The 15,866-nt window shown below is 70.1% G+C and carries 15 protein-coding genes; 4 read left to right on the top strand and 11 right to left on the bottom strand.

Annotated elements, in window-relative coordinates; genetic code table 11:
• The first annotated feature begins 21 nt into the window (after positions 1–21).
• The gene (locus ACZ432_RS14135; protein ID WP_426961799.1) at positions 22–216 is read left to right on the top strand and encodes a heavy-metal-associated domain-containing protein; all 195 of its coding nucleotides are present in this window, start codon (positions 22–24) and stop codon (positions 214–216) included.
• Here ACZ432_RS14135 and ACZ432_RS14130 read toward each other — a convergent pair.
• The 4 genes from ACZ432_RS14130 to ACZ432_RS14115 form a co-directional block, all read right to left on the bottom strand.
• Positions 198–1,436 (bottom strand): DUF5305 domain-containing protein, encoded by a 1,239-nt coding sequence (locus ACZ432_RS14130; protein ID WP_426961800.1) that lies wholly within the window; start codon positions 1,434–1,436, stop codon positions 198–200. The genes ACZ432_RS14135 and ACZ432_RS14130 overlap by 19 nt on opposite strands.
• Positions 1,433–2,599: a signal peptidase I gene (locus ACZ432_RS14125; RefSeq protein ID WP_426961801.1), complete on the bottom strand. Its 1,167-nt coding sequence runs from the start codon at positions 2,597–2,599 to the stop codon at positions 1,433–1,435. Before ACZ432_RS14125 ends, ACZ432_RS14130 begins: the two co-directional genes overlap by 4 nt.
• A gap of 138 nt (positions 2,600–2,737) precedes the next feature.
• On the bottom strand, positions 2,738–3,610 hold the full coding sequence (locus ACZ432_RS14120) for a hypothetical protein (RefSeq protein ID WP_426961802.1): 873 nt from the start codon (positions 3,608–3,610) through the stop codon (positions 2,738–2,740).
• Positions 3,611–3,737: 127 nt separating this feature from the next.
• Entirely contained in the window at positions 3,738–5,321 is a 1,584-nt protein-coding gene (locus ACZ432_RS14115) for a DUF1102 domain-containing protein (protein WP_426961803.1), read from the bottom strand.
• 361 nt (positions 5,322–5,682) lie between these two features.
• Between ACZ432_RS14115 and ACZ432_RS14110 the strand changes: the two genes are divergently transcribed.
• From ACZ432_RS14110 to ACZ432_RS14100, 3 genes are all read left to right on the top strand, one after another.
• Positions 5,683–6,264 (top strand): DUF7344 domain-containing protein, encoded by a 582-nt coding sequence (locus ACZ432_RS14110; protein WP_426961804.1) that lies wholly within the window; start codon positions 5,683–5,685, stop codon positions 6,262–6,264.
• A 190-nt stretch (positions 6,265–6,454) separates the two neighbouring features.
• Positions 6,455–7,438 (top strand): hypothetical protein, encoded by a 984-nt coding sequence (locus ACZ432_RS14105; protein ID WP_426961805.1) that lies wholly within the window; start codon positions 6,455–6,457, stop codon positions 7,436–7,438.
• Positions 7,439–7,839: 401 nt separating this feature from the next.
• Positions 7,840–8,442 (top strand): DUF1102 domain-containing protein, encoded by a 603-nt coding sequence (locus tag ACZ432_RS14100; RefSeq protein WP_426961806.1) that lies wholly within the window; start codon positions 7,840–7,842, stop codon positions 8,440–8,442.
• Positions 8,443–8,567: 125 nt separating this feature from the next.
• Here the strand turns inward: ACZ432_RS14100 and ACZ432_RS14095 are convergent, their stop codons facing one another.
• Genes ACZ432_RS14095 through ilvB form a run of 7 tightly spaced genes read right to left on the bottom strand, consistent with a single transcriptional unit; the run spans position 8,568 to position 15,669 of the window.
• Positions 8,568–9,581 carry an isocitrate/isopropylmalate family dehydrogenase gene (locus ACZ432_RS14095; protein ID WP_426961807.1) on the bottom strand — a complete coding sequence of 338 codons (1,014 nt, stop codon included), beginning with the start codon at positions 9,579–9,581 and terminating at the stop codon, positions 8,568–8,570.
• Positions 9,578–10,243, bottom strand: coding sequence for a 3-isopropylmalate dehydratase small subunit (leuD, locus tag ACZ432_RS14090; protein WP_426961808.1), 666 nt, complete (start codon positions 10,241–10,243; stop codon positions 9,578–9,580). Before leuD ends, ACZ432_RS14095 begins: the two co-directional genes overlap by 4 nt.
• Positions 10,240–11,661, bottom strand: coding sequence for a 3-isopropylmalate dehydratase large subunit (gene leuC / locus ACZ432_RS14085; protein ID WP_426961809.1), 1,422 nt, complete (start codon positions 11,659–11,661; stop codon positions 10,240–10,242). The genes leuD and leuC overlap by 4 nt, the downstream gene beginning before the upstream one ends.
• The gene (locus ACZ432_RS14080) at positions 11,662–12,036 is read right to left on the bottom strand and encodes a hypothetical protein (RefSeq protein ID WP_426961810.1); all 375 of its coding nucleotides are present in this window, start codon (positions 12,034–12,036) and stop codon (positions 11,662–11,664) included.
• Entirely contained in the window at positions 12,036–13,106 is a 1,071-nt protein-coding gene (gene ilvC, locus ACZ432_RS14075) for a ketol-acid reductoisomerase (RefSeq protein ID WP_426961811.1), read from the bottom strand. The genes ACZ432_RS14080 and ilvC overlap by 1 nt, the downstream gene beginning before the upstream one ends.
• Entirely contained in the window at positions 13,103–13,825 is a 723-nt protein-coding gene (gene ilvN / locus ACZ432_RS14070) for an acetolactate synthase small subunit (protein ID WP_426961812.1), read from the bottom strand. Before ilvN ends, ilvC begins: the two co-directional genes overlap by 4 nt.
• On the bottom strand, positions 13,822–15,669 hold the full coding sequence (ilvB, locus tag ACZ432_RS14065) for a biosynthetic-type acetolactate synthase large subunit (protein WP_426961813.1): 1,848 nt from the start codon (positions 15,667–15,669) through the stop codon (positions 13,822–13,824). The genes ilvN and ilvB overlap by 4 nt, the downstream gene beginning before the upstream one ends.
• Positions 15,670–15,866: the final 197 nt, after the last annotated feature.

Below are 15,866 nucleotides of genomic sequence, written 5' to 3'. Positions count from 1 at the left end.
GTCGGCGACCTACGTCGGGCCATGACGACGATCGACGTCGACGGCATGGCGTGTACCGGCTGCGAGACCACCGTCGAGGACGCGCTCGCGGACGTTCCGGGCGTGGAGTCGGCCGAGGCCGACCACGAGGCGGGCGCGGTTCGCGTCGAGGGCGACGCCGACCCGGACGCGGTCACCGCGGCCATCGACGAGGCCGGCTACGAGCCGGAGCGCTGATCCTGAGCCGGGTCGTCGCTCCCGTCCGCGTCGCCGGACGAGGCCGACTCGCCGTTCTCTCGACTGTCGCCCCCGGCCGCGTCGCCGGGCGAGACCGACTCGCCGTCCTGCCGACCAGGGTCGGTCGATGCGGCGCGGGGGCCGTTCTCGGGAGTCGGCGGCACGTAGGTGTACAGCCGACCGTCGACCAGCGCGTGATAGCGCCCGGTCGAGGGTTCCTCCACGACGCCCACGTCGTTGTCGATGGCGAAGTCGACGAGGTCGCCGAGGCTCTCGGCCCGCCCCGCCGGCGTCCCGGTCAGGTCCGACGGGAGTTCGACCCGCGTGATCCACTCGGCGTACTCCGAGCGGTCGTCGCGGTAGTCGAGCCAGGCCCGCTCCGCGCGTGAGAGCGCGAGGAGTTGCTCGCGGCGGGCGTACGCCAGCGCTCCGCTCCCGGCGACGCCGACGAGGAACAGGAGCGGTCCGCCGACCGAGCGCGCCGGACCGTACGACCGCGGCGTCTGCTCGGTCACGGTGCGGTCGATCTGCTCCGTCTGCCCGCCGGCGTCGTCGACGCCGTAGGTGTCGCCCCCGGGAGCGATCCCGAGTTCCACGGGCTGGACGTGCTCGACGCGTTCGCCCGCGACCTCTCCGTCGACGGTGACCCGGCTGACGACGAGCGCCTCGGTCTCGCCGGGCGCGGTTCCGAGGTCGCTTTCGATCCGGTCGATCCGCTGACTCAGCGCGGTCACGTTGACCGAGAAGTTCGTCCGCACGGTCTCGCCCGGCTCGACGTCGGTCGCGGTCCGCGTCGCGAGCGTCTCTCGATCCTCCCAGTAGACGGTGTTCTCCGCGGCGTTCCGGACCACGAGCACCGACTCCGTCTCGACGGACACGTCCTCCGAAGCGGGGGCTTGGTAGGACGCCGCGAGGGAGACGTCGAGCACCGGTGTCACCGACGCGAAGTAGGTGCCCCGGTCGGTGAGCGTGTCGCCCCGGTCGAACACCGGAGTGTCGCGAACCACGTCCGCGGAGTGGGCGTGCTCGGAGGAGACGCTCCAGGAGGTGACGGGGCGCTCCACCGTTTCCGTTCCCGGATCGACGTGCGCGGTGTACGCGGCGGCGCCGCCGACGCCCGCACAGACGAGCAAGACGGCGAGAAGCAGGGCGAACTGTGCGTGCAGAAACGCACGGACGCGCAGTCGGGTGTCGGTCGTGTCTGGCGTTGAGTCGTTCATTCTCTGTAGAGTTTCCGGAGGATGCGGCGGTAGGCGGGCGTCTTCGGTCGCGAGTCACGGTTTCTGAGGCGCGCGGGCTCGCCGCGCACGAGCGCGAGTCCGAGCAGGTAGACGCCCCCGCCGAGGAGGGCGTCGATGGCGACGATGGGGGCCCAGGGGTGAATCCGGTGGAGGGCGTCGATCGTCGAGGCCGGAAGCAGCGCGAGGTAGCGGTGTTCGACGACGAGCATTCGGTAGTAGCCGGTCTCGTCGGGCGCGGACAGCGTCAGCGTCGTCGTCCCCTCCTCGCGGCTGCCGACGTAGACGCGCTCGGGATCGACCCGGACCCCCTCGCTCGCGGGCGTGACGTACGCGTGGACCGGGACCACTCCCGCGTTCGGGACCACGTACTCGAGTTCGGTGCTCGTCCCGCGCTCGACGACGGTCGGGTTCTCCGACTCGAAGTCTGCGCTCACGACGCCGTACTCCTGGGTGCCGGCCGGGACGACCATCGCCGCGGTCGCCGTGGCCATCAGGACCAGCGCGAGGACCCCGAACACGAACGCGACCGAGGTCCCGTCCTCCCGCGACCGGTCGCGTTCGCGGTCCGGCCCCCCCGGCGACGCGAGGTACCAGTCGACCGCGTACGCGACTGCCGACAGCCCGAGAAGCACGTACGCCAGCCCCTGGGTCCCCTGCAGGGCCCGGACGCCGAGCGTCACGGTCAGCCACGTCTGGAACCCCTCCAACAGCCCCTGGAACCACATGACCGCGGTCCCGAGGTGCGGGATGACCACGACGCTCCCGCCGAACGTGAGCGCCTTGGCGACGACGTCGGCCTCCTGTACGATCGGCTCGCCGCCGTCCTGGTCGGTGAAGGGGTTGTTGTCCCCCTGCGTCACGTAGCCGCGGTCGGTCTCCTCGACGACGCGGTGGGTCGTCAGCCCGCCGCCGTCTATCTCCTGGGCGTCGAAGGTCACCACGTCGCCGGGGGCTATCGGCCCCGCGAGCGGGGCGGGGATCGCGATGAACCCGTCGCCCGGGTTCAACACCGGCTGCATACTCCCCGTCTCGACGAAACTCAACAGGACGGGTTGGCCGAGGTACTGACCCACCAGGAGCGAGACGACGGTGAGGACCACGAACCCCTGAAGCGCCAGCGTGAGGTAGCGTCGAAGGGACATCGTTCTCGTTGAGGCGCCTCACCTCTGCGAGGTAGTGTCATCGGAACATAATAAATCCGCGGGTCGAGTCAATCTGGCGACAACTCGAACCGGGGTGCGGGACGCGCCCTCCCGCCGGCGCCGCGCCCGGACGTCGCGTCAGTCGAAGAGGCCGGCCGCGAGCGCGATGTACGGTCCGATGAACCCGAGACAGAAGCCGAGCAGGTGGACGTAGAGGTTGAGCACGCTCGTTCCGGTCGCGGGGTCGACGGGGAACCCGACCGCGGGGTACGCCACCAGCAGCGCCCCGGCGACCGCGAACAGGTCGCCGTACCCCCGCCTCGCCGTCACCGCGCGGGCCCACTCGCGCGGGAGCCGCCGGCCCTCGGTCCCGCGTATCGCCGCGTAGAGGTATCCGGCACCGATGACGGCGCTGGCGGTCGTCGCCGCGGTGCCCACGAGCGCGTCGCCGCCGCCGATCGGGAGCGCCAGGAGTCCCATCCATCCGACGAGGAGGAAGAACGCCGCCGGGCGGAGGTCCCGCTCCGACGCGGCGAGCAGCTGGGTCCGCGCGTACGCCGCGGCGACGAGCGGCAACACTCCGAGTATCGCCATGTTGATGCCCGAAAACCCGTATCCGACGGCGTGTCTCGGCACCGCGAGGTTCAGCGCCGACAGCACGAACGGGAACGCCAGGAGGTCGGTCGCGAGCGCCGTCAGGTAGAACCGGCGGCGCCCGCCCAGAAGCGCGGCCGCGTACCCGACGCCCGCGAGCAGCCCGTACCCGATCAGGTTCGCCAGCAGGTGACCGACCGTCAGGTGGACGTAGTGAGCCGCAAACGCCGTCACGACCGTGGGGTCGGTGTACTGGAACGCGAGCGCCCGGCGCGTCTCGACGGGCAGCGCGAACACGCCGACCATGACGAGCGGCGGGACCGCGAGCGCGACCGCGTCCGCCGGGCGCGACCGCGTCAGAAACGCACCGAGCAGTCCGCGGAAGCCGTCCGCGGCGTCGGCCTCGCGCGAGATCACAGTTACGGCCGTGGCGACGCCCGGCGTCCACAAAGGCGTATCGCCGGCCCCGACGTGGCGGCGCGCGACCGACGGGGCCGGACGCCGAGCGGACTGTCCCGGGTCGGACCGACCGTCGGGCCCGGACTCACTCCTCGTCCACCCCCGGGACGCGGCGAGCGAGCGCGAGCGCGGACAGCGTGACTGCCAGTCCGACGACCAGCCCGACCACTCCCGGGATCCCGAACCCGCCCGGTTCCTCGACCGGGGCGGGACCGGCTCGGGAGTCGGCCCTCCCGTCGGCGCCCGGCCCGTCGTCGCTTCCGGCCGACGAATCGCCCCCGTCGTCGTTCGCCGCGGCGGCCCCTCCGTCGCTCGCCGCGGCGGTCCCCTCGTCGCCGTCTTCGGGGGCCTCCACCGCGAGCGTTCCGGCGGTCGTCTCTCCGACGGTGACCTGATACACGCCGCCGTCGGCGGGGTCGACCGGCAGCGACACCGTCGTCTCGTTTCCGGGTCCGAGCTCGACGGTCGTCTCCGCGTGGGTCTCCCCGTCAAGGGCGACGGTCACGGTCCGCTCGCCGTCCGCGCCGCCCGCGTTCCGCACGGTGGCCGTCACCGTCGTCTCCTCCTCGACCGTGACGGCGTCGTCCGCCAGCGACGCGTCGGCCACCTCGAACCGCGGCCGGTGGGTCGCGACCGCGAACACGGAGAGGTTCTCGGTCGTCGCCGTGAAGTGGACCCGGTCCCCGTCGAGCCCCCTCTCGTCCGCGGTCTCCGGGTCGACGACGGTCAGCCGCTTCTCGGTCCAGCCGTCAGCACTCCGGCGGTACAGCGTCAGGTCCTCGGGGTCGATGCCGCGGGCCTCGAGGTAGTTCCGGTCGGCGCTGAACCGGAAGGTGGCGGACTCGACCGCGTCGGGGTCGAGGTCGTACGAGAGCGAGAGGTACGCGTTCGCGGCCGCTCCGGAGGGCGCGTCGAGAGCGCCCGCCTCGTCGAACGCCGTCGGACTCCCGGTCGCCTCGAAGGCGGCCTCGCCCGCGCTCGACCGGGTCACCGCCATCCCGTCGAGGGTGACGTTCGTCCCGTCGAGCGCCATTCGGTCGAGGTCGAACGCGACGGTCTCGTCGGCGCCGATCCCCCGCGCCTCGAACGCGCGCTCGTTCGGCCCGGCGGACCGGACCGTCTTGGTCGTCGACGGAACGCTCCGTCGCGACTCCACCGTCTCGGGGTCCGCGACCGTCGCGTGGACCGTGAACTCGTCCGCGCCCAGTTGCGCGTCCGCGGACGCTCCGTGCGCGTCGAACGCGAGTCCGACCGCGACGCTCTCGTTCGGCGCGAGCGTGACGTTTTCCGCCCGGCTCTCGATCGGTTCGCCGGCCGCGAGGAACGTCACCGCCTCCCCGCCGTCGTGATCGATCCAGACGTGCGCGTACCGGTCCGCGGTGTAGGTGATCGTGAACACGTCCTCGATCGTCCCGGTGGAGTCGGGGTTGATCCCTTCGAACTCGGGGGCGAGGTTCGGGTTCGTCGCGGAGACGTCGACGACGATCTCGCCGTCGTCGTCCAGGTACGCGTAGTCGCCGTTCGGCCCGTCCGCCGGCTGGATCGCGACGCGGTCGCCCGCGACCGTGTCCGCCGGTCCGTCGATGACCGTCGCGCCCGTCGTGAGCGCGAGCGACGCCGCTGCGAGCACGAGCAGGGCGAGGGTCGCGGTGCGACGACGGGTCGTCATGGCTCCTCGCACCCTACCCACCGCACCCACTTGATAATGCGACGCCTGAAGCCGGGTGTCACTCCCCCTGAACACGGAGACGGCCGGTCGGACCGCCTCGGGGTTCGGCGGTGACCGATTCAGGCCCGCCCTGAACGGGCCGTACGGCGAAGAAATATCCTATTTGTTACGATTACCGACGTTTAATCCGTAGTTATAGGATTTGTAACCAGTCCATAACGGCAGGGAAATACCGGACTGGAGCGTCTCCTTCGATATTCGCGTCTCGTCGATCCTGCTTCACGACCTCTCGAGAAAGTTCACCTTATCTTAGGGTTCCTGTGGATTTATGTAGTATCGTTCAAATGTGTCTGACGAACACATGGCATCTGCACAACAGGTCACGGGTGGGACCTCCGAGCCGTCAGCGCCGGACCTCTCGGAGGACGAGCTGTTCGACGTGCTCTCGAACGAGCGGCGGCGGTTCGCGGTGCATCTGTTGAAACAGAGCGAAGACCCCATGGAGATCGGGGCCATGGCGGAACAGATCGCCGCCTGGGAGAACGACATCGACACGGCGGAGATAACCGGGAACGAGCGGAAGCGGGTCTACACCGCCCTCCAGCAGTCGCATCTCCCGAAGATGGACCGCGCGGGCGTCGTGGAGTTCAACAAGTCGCGCGGGATGATCGAGTCGACGCCCGCGCTCGAGGACGTCGACCTGTACCTCGATGTCGTGCAGGGCAACGAGATCCCCTGGAGCGAGTACTATCTGGGGCTCTCGGCCGTCGCGACCGCGCTCGTCGCGGCGCTGTGGGTGAACGCGTGGCCCCTCGTCCTGCTGTCCGACCTCGCGTGGACGGTCGCCATCGTCGTCGCGTTCGCCTTCTCGGCGGTCGCGCACAAGTACTACTCCGCCGGCATGCGCGTCGGCGACACGGAGGAACCGCCGGAGCTCCGATGACCCACCCCTCGAGTCGATCGGTACGGTCCGCGACGGGGACCGCCACCGGAGCGGTACCGGCCGCGGTCCGTCGCGTCGATCGAACCTGCGCCGGTCGCGGCCGGTTCAGGGACCCCTTTCGAGCCTTCTGCCGGCTCATAACCATGGGCCGTGCCGTGCATCGACCCGATAACGAGGCCTCCGACAAGCCATGAAACGTCGCACCCTCATCCTCCTGTTCGGCGGCGGCAGCTCCGGCGCGTTGACCCTCGGGAGCGGCGCGTTCAGCAGCGCGCGCATGGACCGCGGGGTCGACGTGGACGTGGTCCCCGACGATCAGGCGCTGGTGGGCTACTCGACGCCCGCCGACGGGGAGAGGGTCTCGGAGGGGGACGAGATCCCCCTCGTCCGGATCGAGAACCGGTTCAACGAATCGCAGAACATCACGGTCGTCGGGGTACGGGTGGAACGCGGGCAGGGGTCTCTGGACTCGGACAGCTACCGCGTGAAACGGATACTTAGCGACCAGCAGCAGTCCGAATCCGAGGGGGACTCGGAGTCCACGCCCGTCGACCACGTGACGTTCGCGGAGGGGACTGCGGAGCTGGACCGTCCCGACGGCCTCGACGACATCGACGGCGGGTTCAGCCCCGCGGGCTACGAAGTGATCAAGGCGAAAGTCGCCGACATCGATCCGGGTGAGGAGGTGCAGATCGAGGTGACGGTACTCGTCATCGGCGTCGACGGCGACATCGCCGCGCAGCTGTTCGGCGACACGCGAGGATTCACGATCGTCGGCGCGGAGTCGGAGGGCGACGACGAGCAGGCCACCAGTCCGGCCGATCAGGTGTCCGGGGTGAACTTCAAAGGAGAAAGCGGACGCGTCAGGATCGAGACCGCGGGCAAGTCCCCTGTCGAGGTGCGAGCACGCGTCTACTACGAGGAGAAAAAAGGAAACTCGACCGACGTTCTCAGAACGGACTGGCGGGACGACGTGGCCACCGGCTCGAACGTCAAACTCAAAGACTTCGGCCTCCAGAGCGAGGGGCCGACGATCGTCGGCGTCGAGATCGACGGGATCGACGGGGTGTTCGCGCGCTCGGAGCGAGACGCGGACGGCTTCGTCGGCCGCGACGCGACGCAGAGCCCTCCGGAATCGGCCTTCGACAACCCCGCCTGGTCGACGGACGACTGAGCACTCCGAGTCGCCACGAAGACGACTCACGACCTCGGGAAGCATCCAACAGTCGACACCGTTGAGGAACGTTTCCGCTGTCTCGACCGCGACCTTCTCTCGAGAGTGAGACCGCGAGCACTCCGATCCCGCGGACGGCGAACACAAGGGACCTGCAGTCGGGCGTCCGCGGCCAGTTCTCGCTCACATTGCCGTACAAAAACGTCCAGAGAACGCCGAACCCGCGGTTCAGGGGCTCCATTCGGCCCGCTTCAGCACCGACCAGAACGCTTCAGCCGCGTCCAGAGTGCGTTCAGTAGTCACCGGAGAATCTTCTGTCGACTCATAACGATAGTGGGTCCGTCCCATGGGGTGAGTAAGCGCCGCGACGGAACGCGGCGTCCCAACGAGGTAGACAACCCATGGAACGACGCAAATTCGTGATCGGTCTGGGCGCACTGGCAACTGGAAGCTCGGCTGCGATCGGTACGGGGGCGTTCACGACCGCGGAAGCGGACCGGAACGTCAACGTGAACGTGGCGTCTGACTCGTCCGGTTTCGTCGAGCTGACCGCTCAGAACGAAACCTACGCTTCCGGAACGGACGGCGGCGAACTCGTTCTCAACTTCAACGGCGATAGCGGTATCGGGATCTTCGACGGAGACGGTGAGGGACTGAACCCCAACACGGAATTCAACTTCGAGAACGTCTTCCGCGTCGCCAACATCGCCGGTCAGGGCGACATGAGGGTCGTGATCGAGGCGAACGGCTTCGATCTCGACACGCTGGAGCTCACCGCGAGCGGGGACGAAGCGCTCGATATTTCGGAAGGAACGTCGCTCCGCGCGGAGGACTACAGCGACGTCGACGACCTCCCGAAACTGGTGCAGCCGGACGCCGTAGACGTCGACATGACCATCGAAACGAACGGGTCGACGGGCTCCGTCGGAGGGACTCTCGTCATCCACGCCGCGACCGGTGGAAACCGTGACCAGCTCTCCGACGTGGTCTCCGGCGGAACGTAACTTCGACGGGATGTTTTTGCGCGAGAAGCCGGTCGAGTAGTGGCCTCACGAGTCCACCACTCGTGGACGGGCGGATTTCTCATCGGATTCGCGGTTCGGAAAGCGTCGCGTGAGTCGCCACAGTTCTACAACCGCCCAACCACAGCCGCCGTAACCTCCTCGGTTCCCGCAGATCCACCGAGGTCGCCCGTCCGCGGCCCCTCCTCCAGCACCGACTCGACAGCGTCGCGGACGTTCGCGCCCGCGTCGACGTGGCCGAGGTACTCCAGGAGCATCGCCGCGGAGAGGATGGCCGCGGTCGGGTTGGCGACCCCCTCGCCGGCGATGTCCGGCGCGGTGCCGTGGACCGGCTCGAACAGCGCGTTGTCGTGGCCGACGTTCGCGGAGGGGAGCAGGCCCAGCCCGCCGACCAGCCCCGCGGCCAGGTCCGAGAGCACGTCGCCCGCGAGGTTCGGGCAGACGACGACGCCGTACTGGCTCGGGTCGAGCGGGAGCTTCGTCGCGAACGCGTCCATCAGCTCCTCGTCCGCGTCGACGCCGCGCTCCTCGGCGACCGCGAGGACTTCCTCGCGGAACCGGCCGTCCGTCTCGCGCATCACGTTCGCCTTGTGCGCGACGGTGAACCCCTCCTCGGGGTCGCCCGCGGGGCCGCGGCCGTCCGCGACGAACTCGCAGGCGAACTCGGCGAGCTCCCGCGACGCGGAGGAGGTGGTGACGCGCGTCAACGTCGAGAGGTCGTCGGAGAGCCGGTCCTCGTGGCCGGCGTAGACGCCCTCCGTGTTCTCGCGGAGGAACACCACGTCGGTCTCCGGCCGGACGGCGTCGACGCCGGGATACGCGCGGGCGGGCCGCACGTTGACGAAGGAGCCGACCGCCTCCCGGAGCGGGAGGATCACGTCGGCGGCCGTCTCGCCAGCCGCGCCGAACAGCGTCGCGTCCGCGCTCGCGGCCGTCTCGTAGGTCGCCTCGGGGAGCGCCTCGCCGGTCGCCTCTTTCACGGCGTCGCCGGCCTCGGCCTCGACGTACGCGAAGTCGAGCTCCTCGTTCGCTTCCGCGACCGCGTCCAACACCGCGACCGCGGCCGGGATCACTTCCTGTCCGATGCCGTCGCCCTCGATGACCGCGACCTCGTGGGTCACGCCTCGTCCTCCGCGGGCTCCGGGACGTGCTCGTCGGGCACGTACGGCAGCGAGCGAGCGGTCTCGCGGACCGCGCCCGCGTTCGCGCCCATCAGCGCCGTCGTGTCCCAGACGCCCTCCACGAGCGCCTTTCGCTGGGCGTCGTGGACCGTCGCGTCGACGACCGTGTCGCCGTACGTGACCGTCTCGGCGGCCACGTCGATGTCGACCTCGGCGTCGGGGTTCGCCTCGACGTAGTCCTGCAGCGCCTCGATGTCCGCCTGGTCCGCGGTGACCGTCGGGATGCCGAGCGCGAGGCAGTTGCCCGCGAAGATCTCCGCGAACGACTCGCCGACGACCGCGTCGATTCCCCAGCGCAGCAGCGCCTGCGGGGCGTGCTCGCGGGAGGAGCCGCAGCCGAAGTTCTGGTTGACGACGAGGACGTTCGCGCCCTGATACTTCTCCTCGTTGAAGGGGTGGTCCTTCTCGTTGTCCTCGTCGTCGAACCGCTGGTCGAAGAAGGCGAACTGGCCCAGGCCGTCGAAGGTGACGACCTTCATGAACCGCGCCGGGATGATCTGGTCGGTGTCGATGTCGTTCCCGCGGACCGGAATCGCGGTCCCGGTCACCTCGGTCACCTTCTCGGCGGGTGCCTCGCCGTCGCTGAACTCGGGGGAGCTCATACGGTCGCCACCTCCTCCATCTCGCGGACGTCGGTGACCTCGCCGGTCACCGCCGCGGCCGCGACCATGATCGGACTCATCAGGACGGTGCGGCCGTCCTTCGACCCCTGCCGCCCCACGAAGTTCCGGTTCGAGGAGGAGGCGCTCGCCTCGTCGCCCTCGAGCTGGTCGTCGTTCATGCCCAGACACATCGAGCAGCCGGGCTCGCGCCAGTCGAAGCCGGCCTCGGTGAACACCTCGTCGAGGCCCTCCGCCTCCGCGGCGTCGCGGACGCGCTGGCTGCCGGGGACGACCATCGCGCGCACGTCGTCGTCGACCTCGCGACCCTCGACGAACTTCGCGGCCTCACGCAGGTCCTTCAGCCGCGCGTTGGTACACGAGCCGAGGAACGCCACGTCGATGTCGTAGCCCGCCATCGTGTCGCCGGGCTCGACGCGCATGTGCTTCTGTGCCCGCTTCGCGGTGTCGCGGTCCTCCTCCGGGAGGTCGTCGGGGTCCGGGATCGGCTCGGTGATGCCGACCGTCTGGCCCGGCGTGGTCCCCCACGTGACGGTCGGTTCGATGGCCGAGCCGTCGATGGTGACCACGTCGTCGTACTCCGCGTCCTCGTCGGTCCGGATCGACTCCCAGTAGGGCTTCAGTCGCTCGAACCGCTCGGGGTCGTCCGCGAAGGCGTCCGTCTCCCGTAGCCACTCGTAGGTGGTCTCGTCGGGGTTGACGTAGCCCGCGCGGGCGCCGCCCTCGATGGACATGTTGCAGATGGACATCCGCCCCTCCATCCCGAGGCTCTCGATGGCCTCGCCGGCGTACTCGTAGACGTGTCCGACGCCGCCGTCGGTGCCGAGCTTTCCGATGATCGTCAGGATGACGTCCTTCGCCGTGACGCCCTCGCCGAGTTCGCCGGTGACCTCGATCCTGCGGACCTTCTGTTTCTCCATGGCGACACAGCCCGTCGCCAGCACGTCGCGGATCTGCGAGGTGCCGATCCCGAACGCCAGCGCGCCGAACGCGCCGTGGGTCGACGTGTGCGAGTCGCCACAGACGATGGTCATGCCGGGCTGGGTGAGCCCCTGCTCCGGCCCGATGACGTGGACGATGCCCTGGTTGCCGGAGTCGGGGTCTGAGAACTCGATGCCCGCGTCGCGGACGTTCTCCTCCAGCTCGGCCATCATGTTCTCGGCCGCGTCGTCGCGGTAGGGGCGGTCGGTGTCGTCGGTCGGGACGATATGGTCGACCGTCGCGTGCGTGCGCTCGGGGAACGCCACCTGCTGATCGCGCTCCTTCAGCATCCCGAACGCCTGCGGGCTGGTGACCTCGTGGACGAGGTGGAGCCCGACGAACAGCTGGTCCTGTCCCGTCGGCAGCTCCGTCACCTTGTGGCGGTCCCACACCTTATCGTACAGCGTGCCCTCGCTCATTCAGTCGTCACCCGGTACCCCGGAGACGCTCGGGCCGGTCTGGGATCCCGACGGGCCGGCCGCCCGGCCGCCGCGGGCCCAGACCGCGTTCACGTCGTCGTTGCGCGGCGTGTGGTCGACCTCGCGCATCGGCGTCCTGCCGCTCTCGTCGCTCGGCTCGCCGCCGCGGTCGGGGCCGGACCCGTCCGCGACGCCGCCGTCCGCGACCGCCGGGCCGCGGCGGAACACGGCGCCCATCGTGTCCCCGGTGTAGGGGTTTCGGTGGGAGACGTCCGCCATCGTCGCGCGGTCGGCCGTCCGGCCGTCCGTGCCGTCGCTCGTCTCGCCGGCGGCCGGCGCGTCGGCCTCGGACGCGTCGTCGTCCGCGGTGCCCATCAGGCTCGCACCTCCGTCTTCTCCTCGTCGCTCTCCTCGTCCTCCTCGGCCCACGCGAAGAGGCCGCGCAGCTCCTCGCCGACCTGCTCGATCTCGTGGCTCTCCTCGCGCGTCTTGAGCTGCGTGTAGGAGGGCCGCCCGGCCTGGTTCTCCGCGATCCACTCGCGGGCGAACTGACCGTTCTGGACCTGCTCCAGCACCTCCTCCATGTTCTCGCGGGCGTGCTCGTCGACGATCTCGTCGCCCTGCGTCAGCCCGCCGTACTCCGCGGTGTCGGAGACGGACTGCCACATGCCGCCGAGCCCGTCCTCGTACATCAGGTCGACGATGAGCTTCAGCTCGTTCAGACACTCGAAGTACGCCATCTCGGGCGAGTAGCCGGCCTCGACGAGCGTCTCGTAGCCCTGCTTCACCAGCGAGGTGACGCCGCCACAGAGGACGGCCTGCTCGCCGAACAGGTCGGTCTCGGTCTCCTCGCGGAACGAGGTCTCGATGACGCCCGCGCGGGCGCAGCCGATGGCTGCCGCGTACGCGAGCCCCTCGTCGTGGGCCTCGCCGGTCACGTCCTGATAGACGGCCAGCAGGCCGGGCGTCCCCTCGTCGCTCTCGTAGTTGCGGCGCACGAGGTGGCCCGGCGACTTCGGAGCCACCATCGTCACGTCCACGTCCTCCGGCGGCTGGATCTGGTTGTAGTGGATGTTGAACCCGTGCGCGAACTGGAGCGTGTCGCCGGCTTCCAGGTTCGGCTCGATGGCGTTCTCGTAGACGTCCGGCTGGACGGTGTCCGGGACGAGCACGGAAACGATGTCGGCGGCCGCGACCGCGTCGCCGGGCGTCTCCACACGCAGGCCGTCGCTCTCGGCCGCCGCGCGCGAGGAGGAGTCCTCCCGCAGCCCGACGACCACGTCAACGCCGCTGTCGTCGAGGTTCTGTGCGTGCGCGTGTCCCTGCGAGCCGTAGCCGAGTACGGCCACGGTCTTGCCCGCGATGGCGGTCGGGTCCGCGTCGTCGTCGTAGTAGATCTTCGAGTCGAAGCTGTACGCGTCGTCGTCGTCGGTTTCTGTCGTCATCGGTGTGTTGTGGTGTCGGGTTGGGTCGGTTCGCCGGCCGTGCCGGGTTTCTCTCCTGGGGCGGTCGGGGTGTCGCCGCGCGCGAGCGCGGTCTGGCCCGTCCGCGCGATCTCGATGATGCCGAACTGCCGGTAGGCGTCCAGCGCGTCGTCGATCCGCGACTCGTCGCCGGTCAGCTGGACGGTGATCGTCCGCGGCCCGGCGTCGAGCGTCTCGCCGTCGTACATCTCGGTCACGGCGTGGACCTTCTCGGGCTCCTCGCCGCGGACCTTCAAAAGCACCAGCTCGGTCCGGACGGCGTCCTCGCGGATCTCGCCGACCGAGACCACGGGCTTGAGCTTCGCCATCTGGCGCTCGATCTGGGTGATGCCCGGGTCGGGCTCCTCGACGACCATCGTGATCCGCGAGTGGTTCTCGACGGTCGTGGGGCCGACGGTGAGGCTCTCGATGTTGAACTGGCGCCGCGAGACGAGACCGGCGACCCGCGAGAGCACGCCGGGCTCGTCGTCGACGATGGCCGAGATGACCGCGCGCCGCGGCTCGTGTTCGGCCTCGACCTCGGGGTCGATCCGGATCCCCTGCGAGTTGCGCCGCCCCTGCGGGCTGGTGCGCTCGCCGGGTTCGGGACCCGGCATCCCCGCGTCGGGGACCGCCTCGCCGCCGTCCGTCTCGGGGGCCTCGCCGCCCGCGGGCGCGCTCCCCGTCTCGTCGTCGCTCATAGCTGGTCCTCCGTCAGCGCGAACTGCGCGTTGTCGCCGCCGCTGGGAACCATCGGGTAGACGTTCTCCTGCGGGTCGACGTGGAAGTCGATGACGGCGGGGCCGTCGTACTCGAGCGCCTCGGTGACCGCGTCGGCGACCTCGTCGTAGTCGCCGACCGCGATGCCCTTGGCGCCGAACGCCTCCGCCAGCTTGTCGAACTCGGGCATCCAGCCGTACTCCGAGGCCATGTGCCGGCCCTCGAAGAAGGCGTCCTGCCACTGCCGGACCATCCCGATGTACTCGTTGTTCAGGACGGCCACGGTGATGTCGAGGTTCTCGCGGACGGCCACCGACAGCTCCTGCATGGTCATCAGGAAGGAGCCGTCGCCGTCGAAACAGACCACGTCGCGGTCCTCGTCGCCGGCGTTGTCCGCGGCGACGCGCGCGCCGACCGCGGCCGGCAGGCCGTAGCCCATCGTGCCGAGGCCGTGCGAGGAGACCCACGTCCGCGGCTCGGTGTAGGTCCAGAACTGCGCGGCCCACATCTGGTGTTGGCCGACGCCGGTGGTGACGATGGCGTCGTCGTCCGTCGCCTCGTCGAACGCCTCCACGACGAACTGCGGCTTCAGCGGCTCGTCGTCGGGCGTCGCGTACGTCATGGGGTACTCCTCCGTCCACGTCGCGCACCGGTCGCGCCAGTCGGCGGCGTCCGGGGCCTCGCTCACGGCGGCGGTGAGCTGGTCGAGCACCGTCGCCGCGTCGCCCACGAGCGGGTAGTCCGCGTGGACGTTCTTGGATATCTCCGCGGGGTCGATGTCGACGTGGATCACCTCGGCGTCGGGCGCGAACGTCTCGATGCCGCCCGTCAGCCGGTCGTCGAAGCGCGTCCCGACCGCGATCAGGCAGTCGGTGTGGCTGATCGCCATGTTGGCGTAGCCGGTGCCGTGCATCCCCGCCCACGACAGACAGAGGTCGTCGTCCTCGGGGAACGAGCCGATGCCCGGCATCGTCGTGGTGACGGGGATACCGAGCTCGCGGGCGAACCGCCGCGCCTCCGCGCTCGCCTCGCCCTTGATCACGCCGCCGCCGAACAGGCACAGCGGACGCTCGGCGGTCTCGATCGCCTCCGCGGCCGCGGCGACGTACTCCTCGTTCGCCTCCGGCACGGGTTCGGTGCCGGCGGGCGCCTCGGGCGCGCCGACCTCGCGGTCGGTGTCGCCGAGCGTCACGTCCTTCGGCAGGTCGACCAGCGTCGGACCGGGACGGCCGACCGACGAGAGCGCGAACGCCTCGCCGACCGTCTCGCCGACCTCGTCGGCGTCGCCGGCGAAGTAGTTGTGCTTCGTGATGGGCGTGGTGACCCCGACCGTGTCCGTCTCCTGGAAGGCGTCGTTGCCGACGAACTCCGTCGGCACCTGTCCCGTCAGGGCTAACATTGCGTCGGAGTCCATGTCCGCGTCCGCGATGCCGGTGACGAGGTTGGTCGCGCCCGGGCCAGAGGTGGCCATGCAGACGCCCGGCTCGCCCGCGACGACGCCGTAGGCGTCCGCCGCGTGGGCCGCGCCCTGCTCGTGGGCCATCGTGACGTGGCCGACCGACGAGCCGTAGAGCGCGTCGTAGACGGGCATGATCGCGCCGCCCTGCACGCCGAAGGCGGTGTCGACCCCGGCGGCCTCGAGCGCCGCGACGACGGCCTCGGCGCCGGTCGTCGGGGCCGACGCCGCGCCGTCGTCGGCGCGCTCCGGCGGTTCGGTCGCCTCGCCGGCCGCGGTGCTCCCGGCGGCGGTCGTTCCGCCGTCGGTCGCCGCGTCGGCGGCGCCGTCCGCTGCTGTCGTCTCGTGTGGTTCGTCTCGGTCCGTCATCGGTTGTGGTGTCGCATCTGGGTCGTGGATCGGTCGTCGTGTCCTCGTGCCGTCTCCCCGCGATCGCGTCGAGCTGCTCGAACGGGGACGCCAGGGACGCGCCGCGGCGCGTGGCAGCGGCGCTGGAAAGCGGTGCGTCGGAATCGTGAGAAGTGGGTGGTGTAGGGGCTCAGGCCCCTACAATGATCTCGGCCGCG

This window comes from Haloparvum alkalitolerans (genome assembly GCF_055381565.1).
The sequence above is the reverse complement of the archived record's forward strand: the minus strand, read 5'-3'. Positions and strand labels throughout refer to the sequence as shown.

What these genes read in the sequence shown, in the direction of transcription:
- leuD (WP_426961808.1), bottom strand. Translation starts at nt 10,243, where the DNA reads ATGAGCTCCCCCGAGTTCAGCGACGGCGAGGCACCCGCCGAGAAGGTG.
- ACZ432_RS14100 (WP_426961806.1), top strand. Translation starts at nt 7,840, where the DNA reads ATGGAACGACGCAAATTCGTGATCGGTCTGGGCGCACTGGCAACTGGA.
- ACZ432_RS14105 (WP_426961805.1), top strand. Translation starts at nt 6,455, where the DNA reads ATGAAACGTCGCACCCTCATCCTCCTGTTCGGCGGCGGCAGCTCCGGC.
- ACZ432_RS14130 (WP_426961800.1), bottom strand. Translation starts at nt 1,436, where the DNA reads ATGAACGACTCAACGCCAGACACGACCGACACCCGACTGCGCGTCCGT.
- leuC (WP_426961809.1), bottom strand. Translation starts at nt 11,661, where the DNA reads ATGAGCGAGGGCACGCTGTACGATAAGGTGTGGGACCGCCACAAGGTG.
- ACZ432_RS14080 (WP_426961810.1), bottom strand. Translation starts at nt 12,036, where the DNA reads ATGGGCACCGCGGACGACGACGCGTCCGAGGCCGACGCGCCGGCCGCC.
- ilvC (WP_426961811.1), bottom strand. Translation starts at nt 13,106, where the DNA reads ATGACGACAGAAACCGACGACGACGACGCGTACAGCTTCGACTCGAAG.
- ACZ432_RS14110 (WP_426961804.1), top strand. Translation starts at nt 5,683, where the DNA reads ATGGCATCTGCACAACAGGTCACGGGTGGGACCTCCGAGCCGTCAGCG.
- ACZ432_RS14115 (WP_426961803.1), bottom strand. Translation starts at nt 5,321, where the DNA reads ATGACGACCCGTCGTCGCACCGCGACCCTCGCCCTGCTCGTGCTCGCA.
- ACZ432_RS14125 (WP_426961801.1), bottom strand. Translation starts at nt 2,599, where the DNA reads ATGTCCCTTCGACGCTACCTCACGCTGGCGCTTCAGGGGTTCGTGGTC.
- ACZ432_RS14135 (WP_426961799.1), top strand. Translation starts at nt 22, where the DNA reads ATGACGACGATCGACGTCGACGGCATGGCGTGTACCGGCTGCGAGACC.
- ilvB (WP_426961813.1), bottom strand. Translation starts at nt 15,669, where the DNA reads ATGACGGACCGAGACGAACCACACGAGACGACAGCAGCGGACGGCGCC.
- ilvN (WP_426961812.1), bottom strand. Translation starts at nt 13,825, where the DNA reads ATGAGCGACGACGAGACGGGGAGCGCGCCCGCGGGCGGCGAGGCCCCC.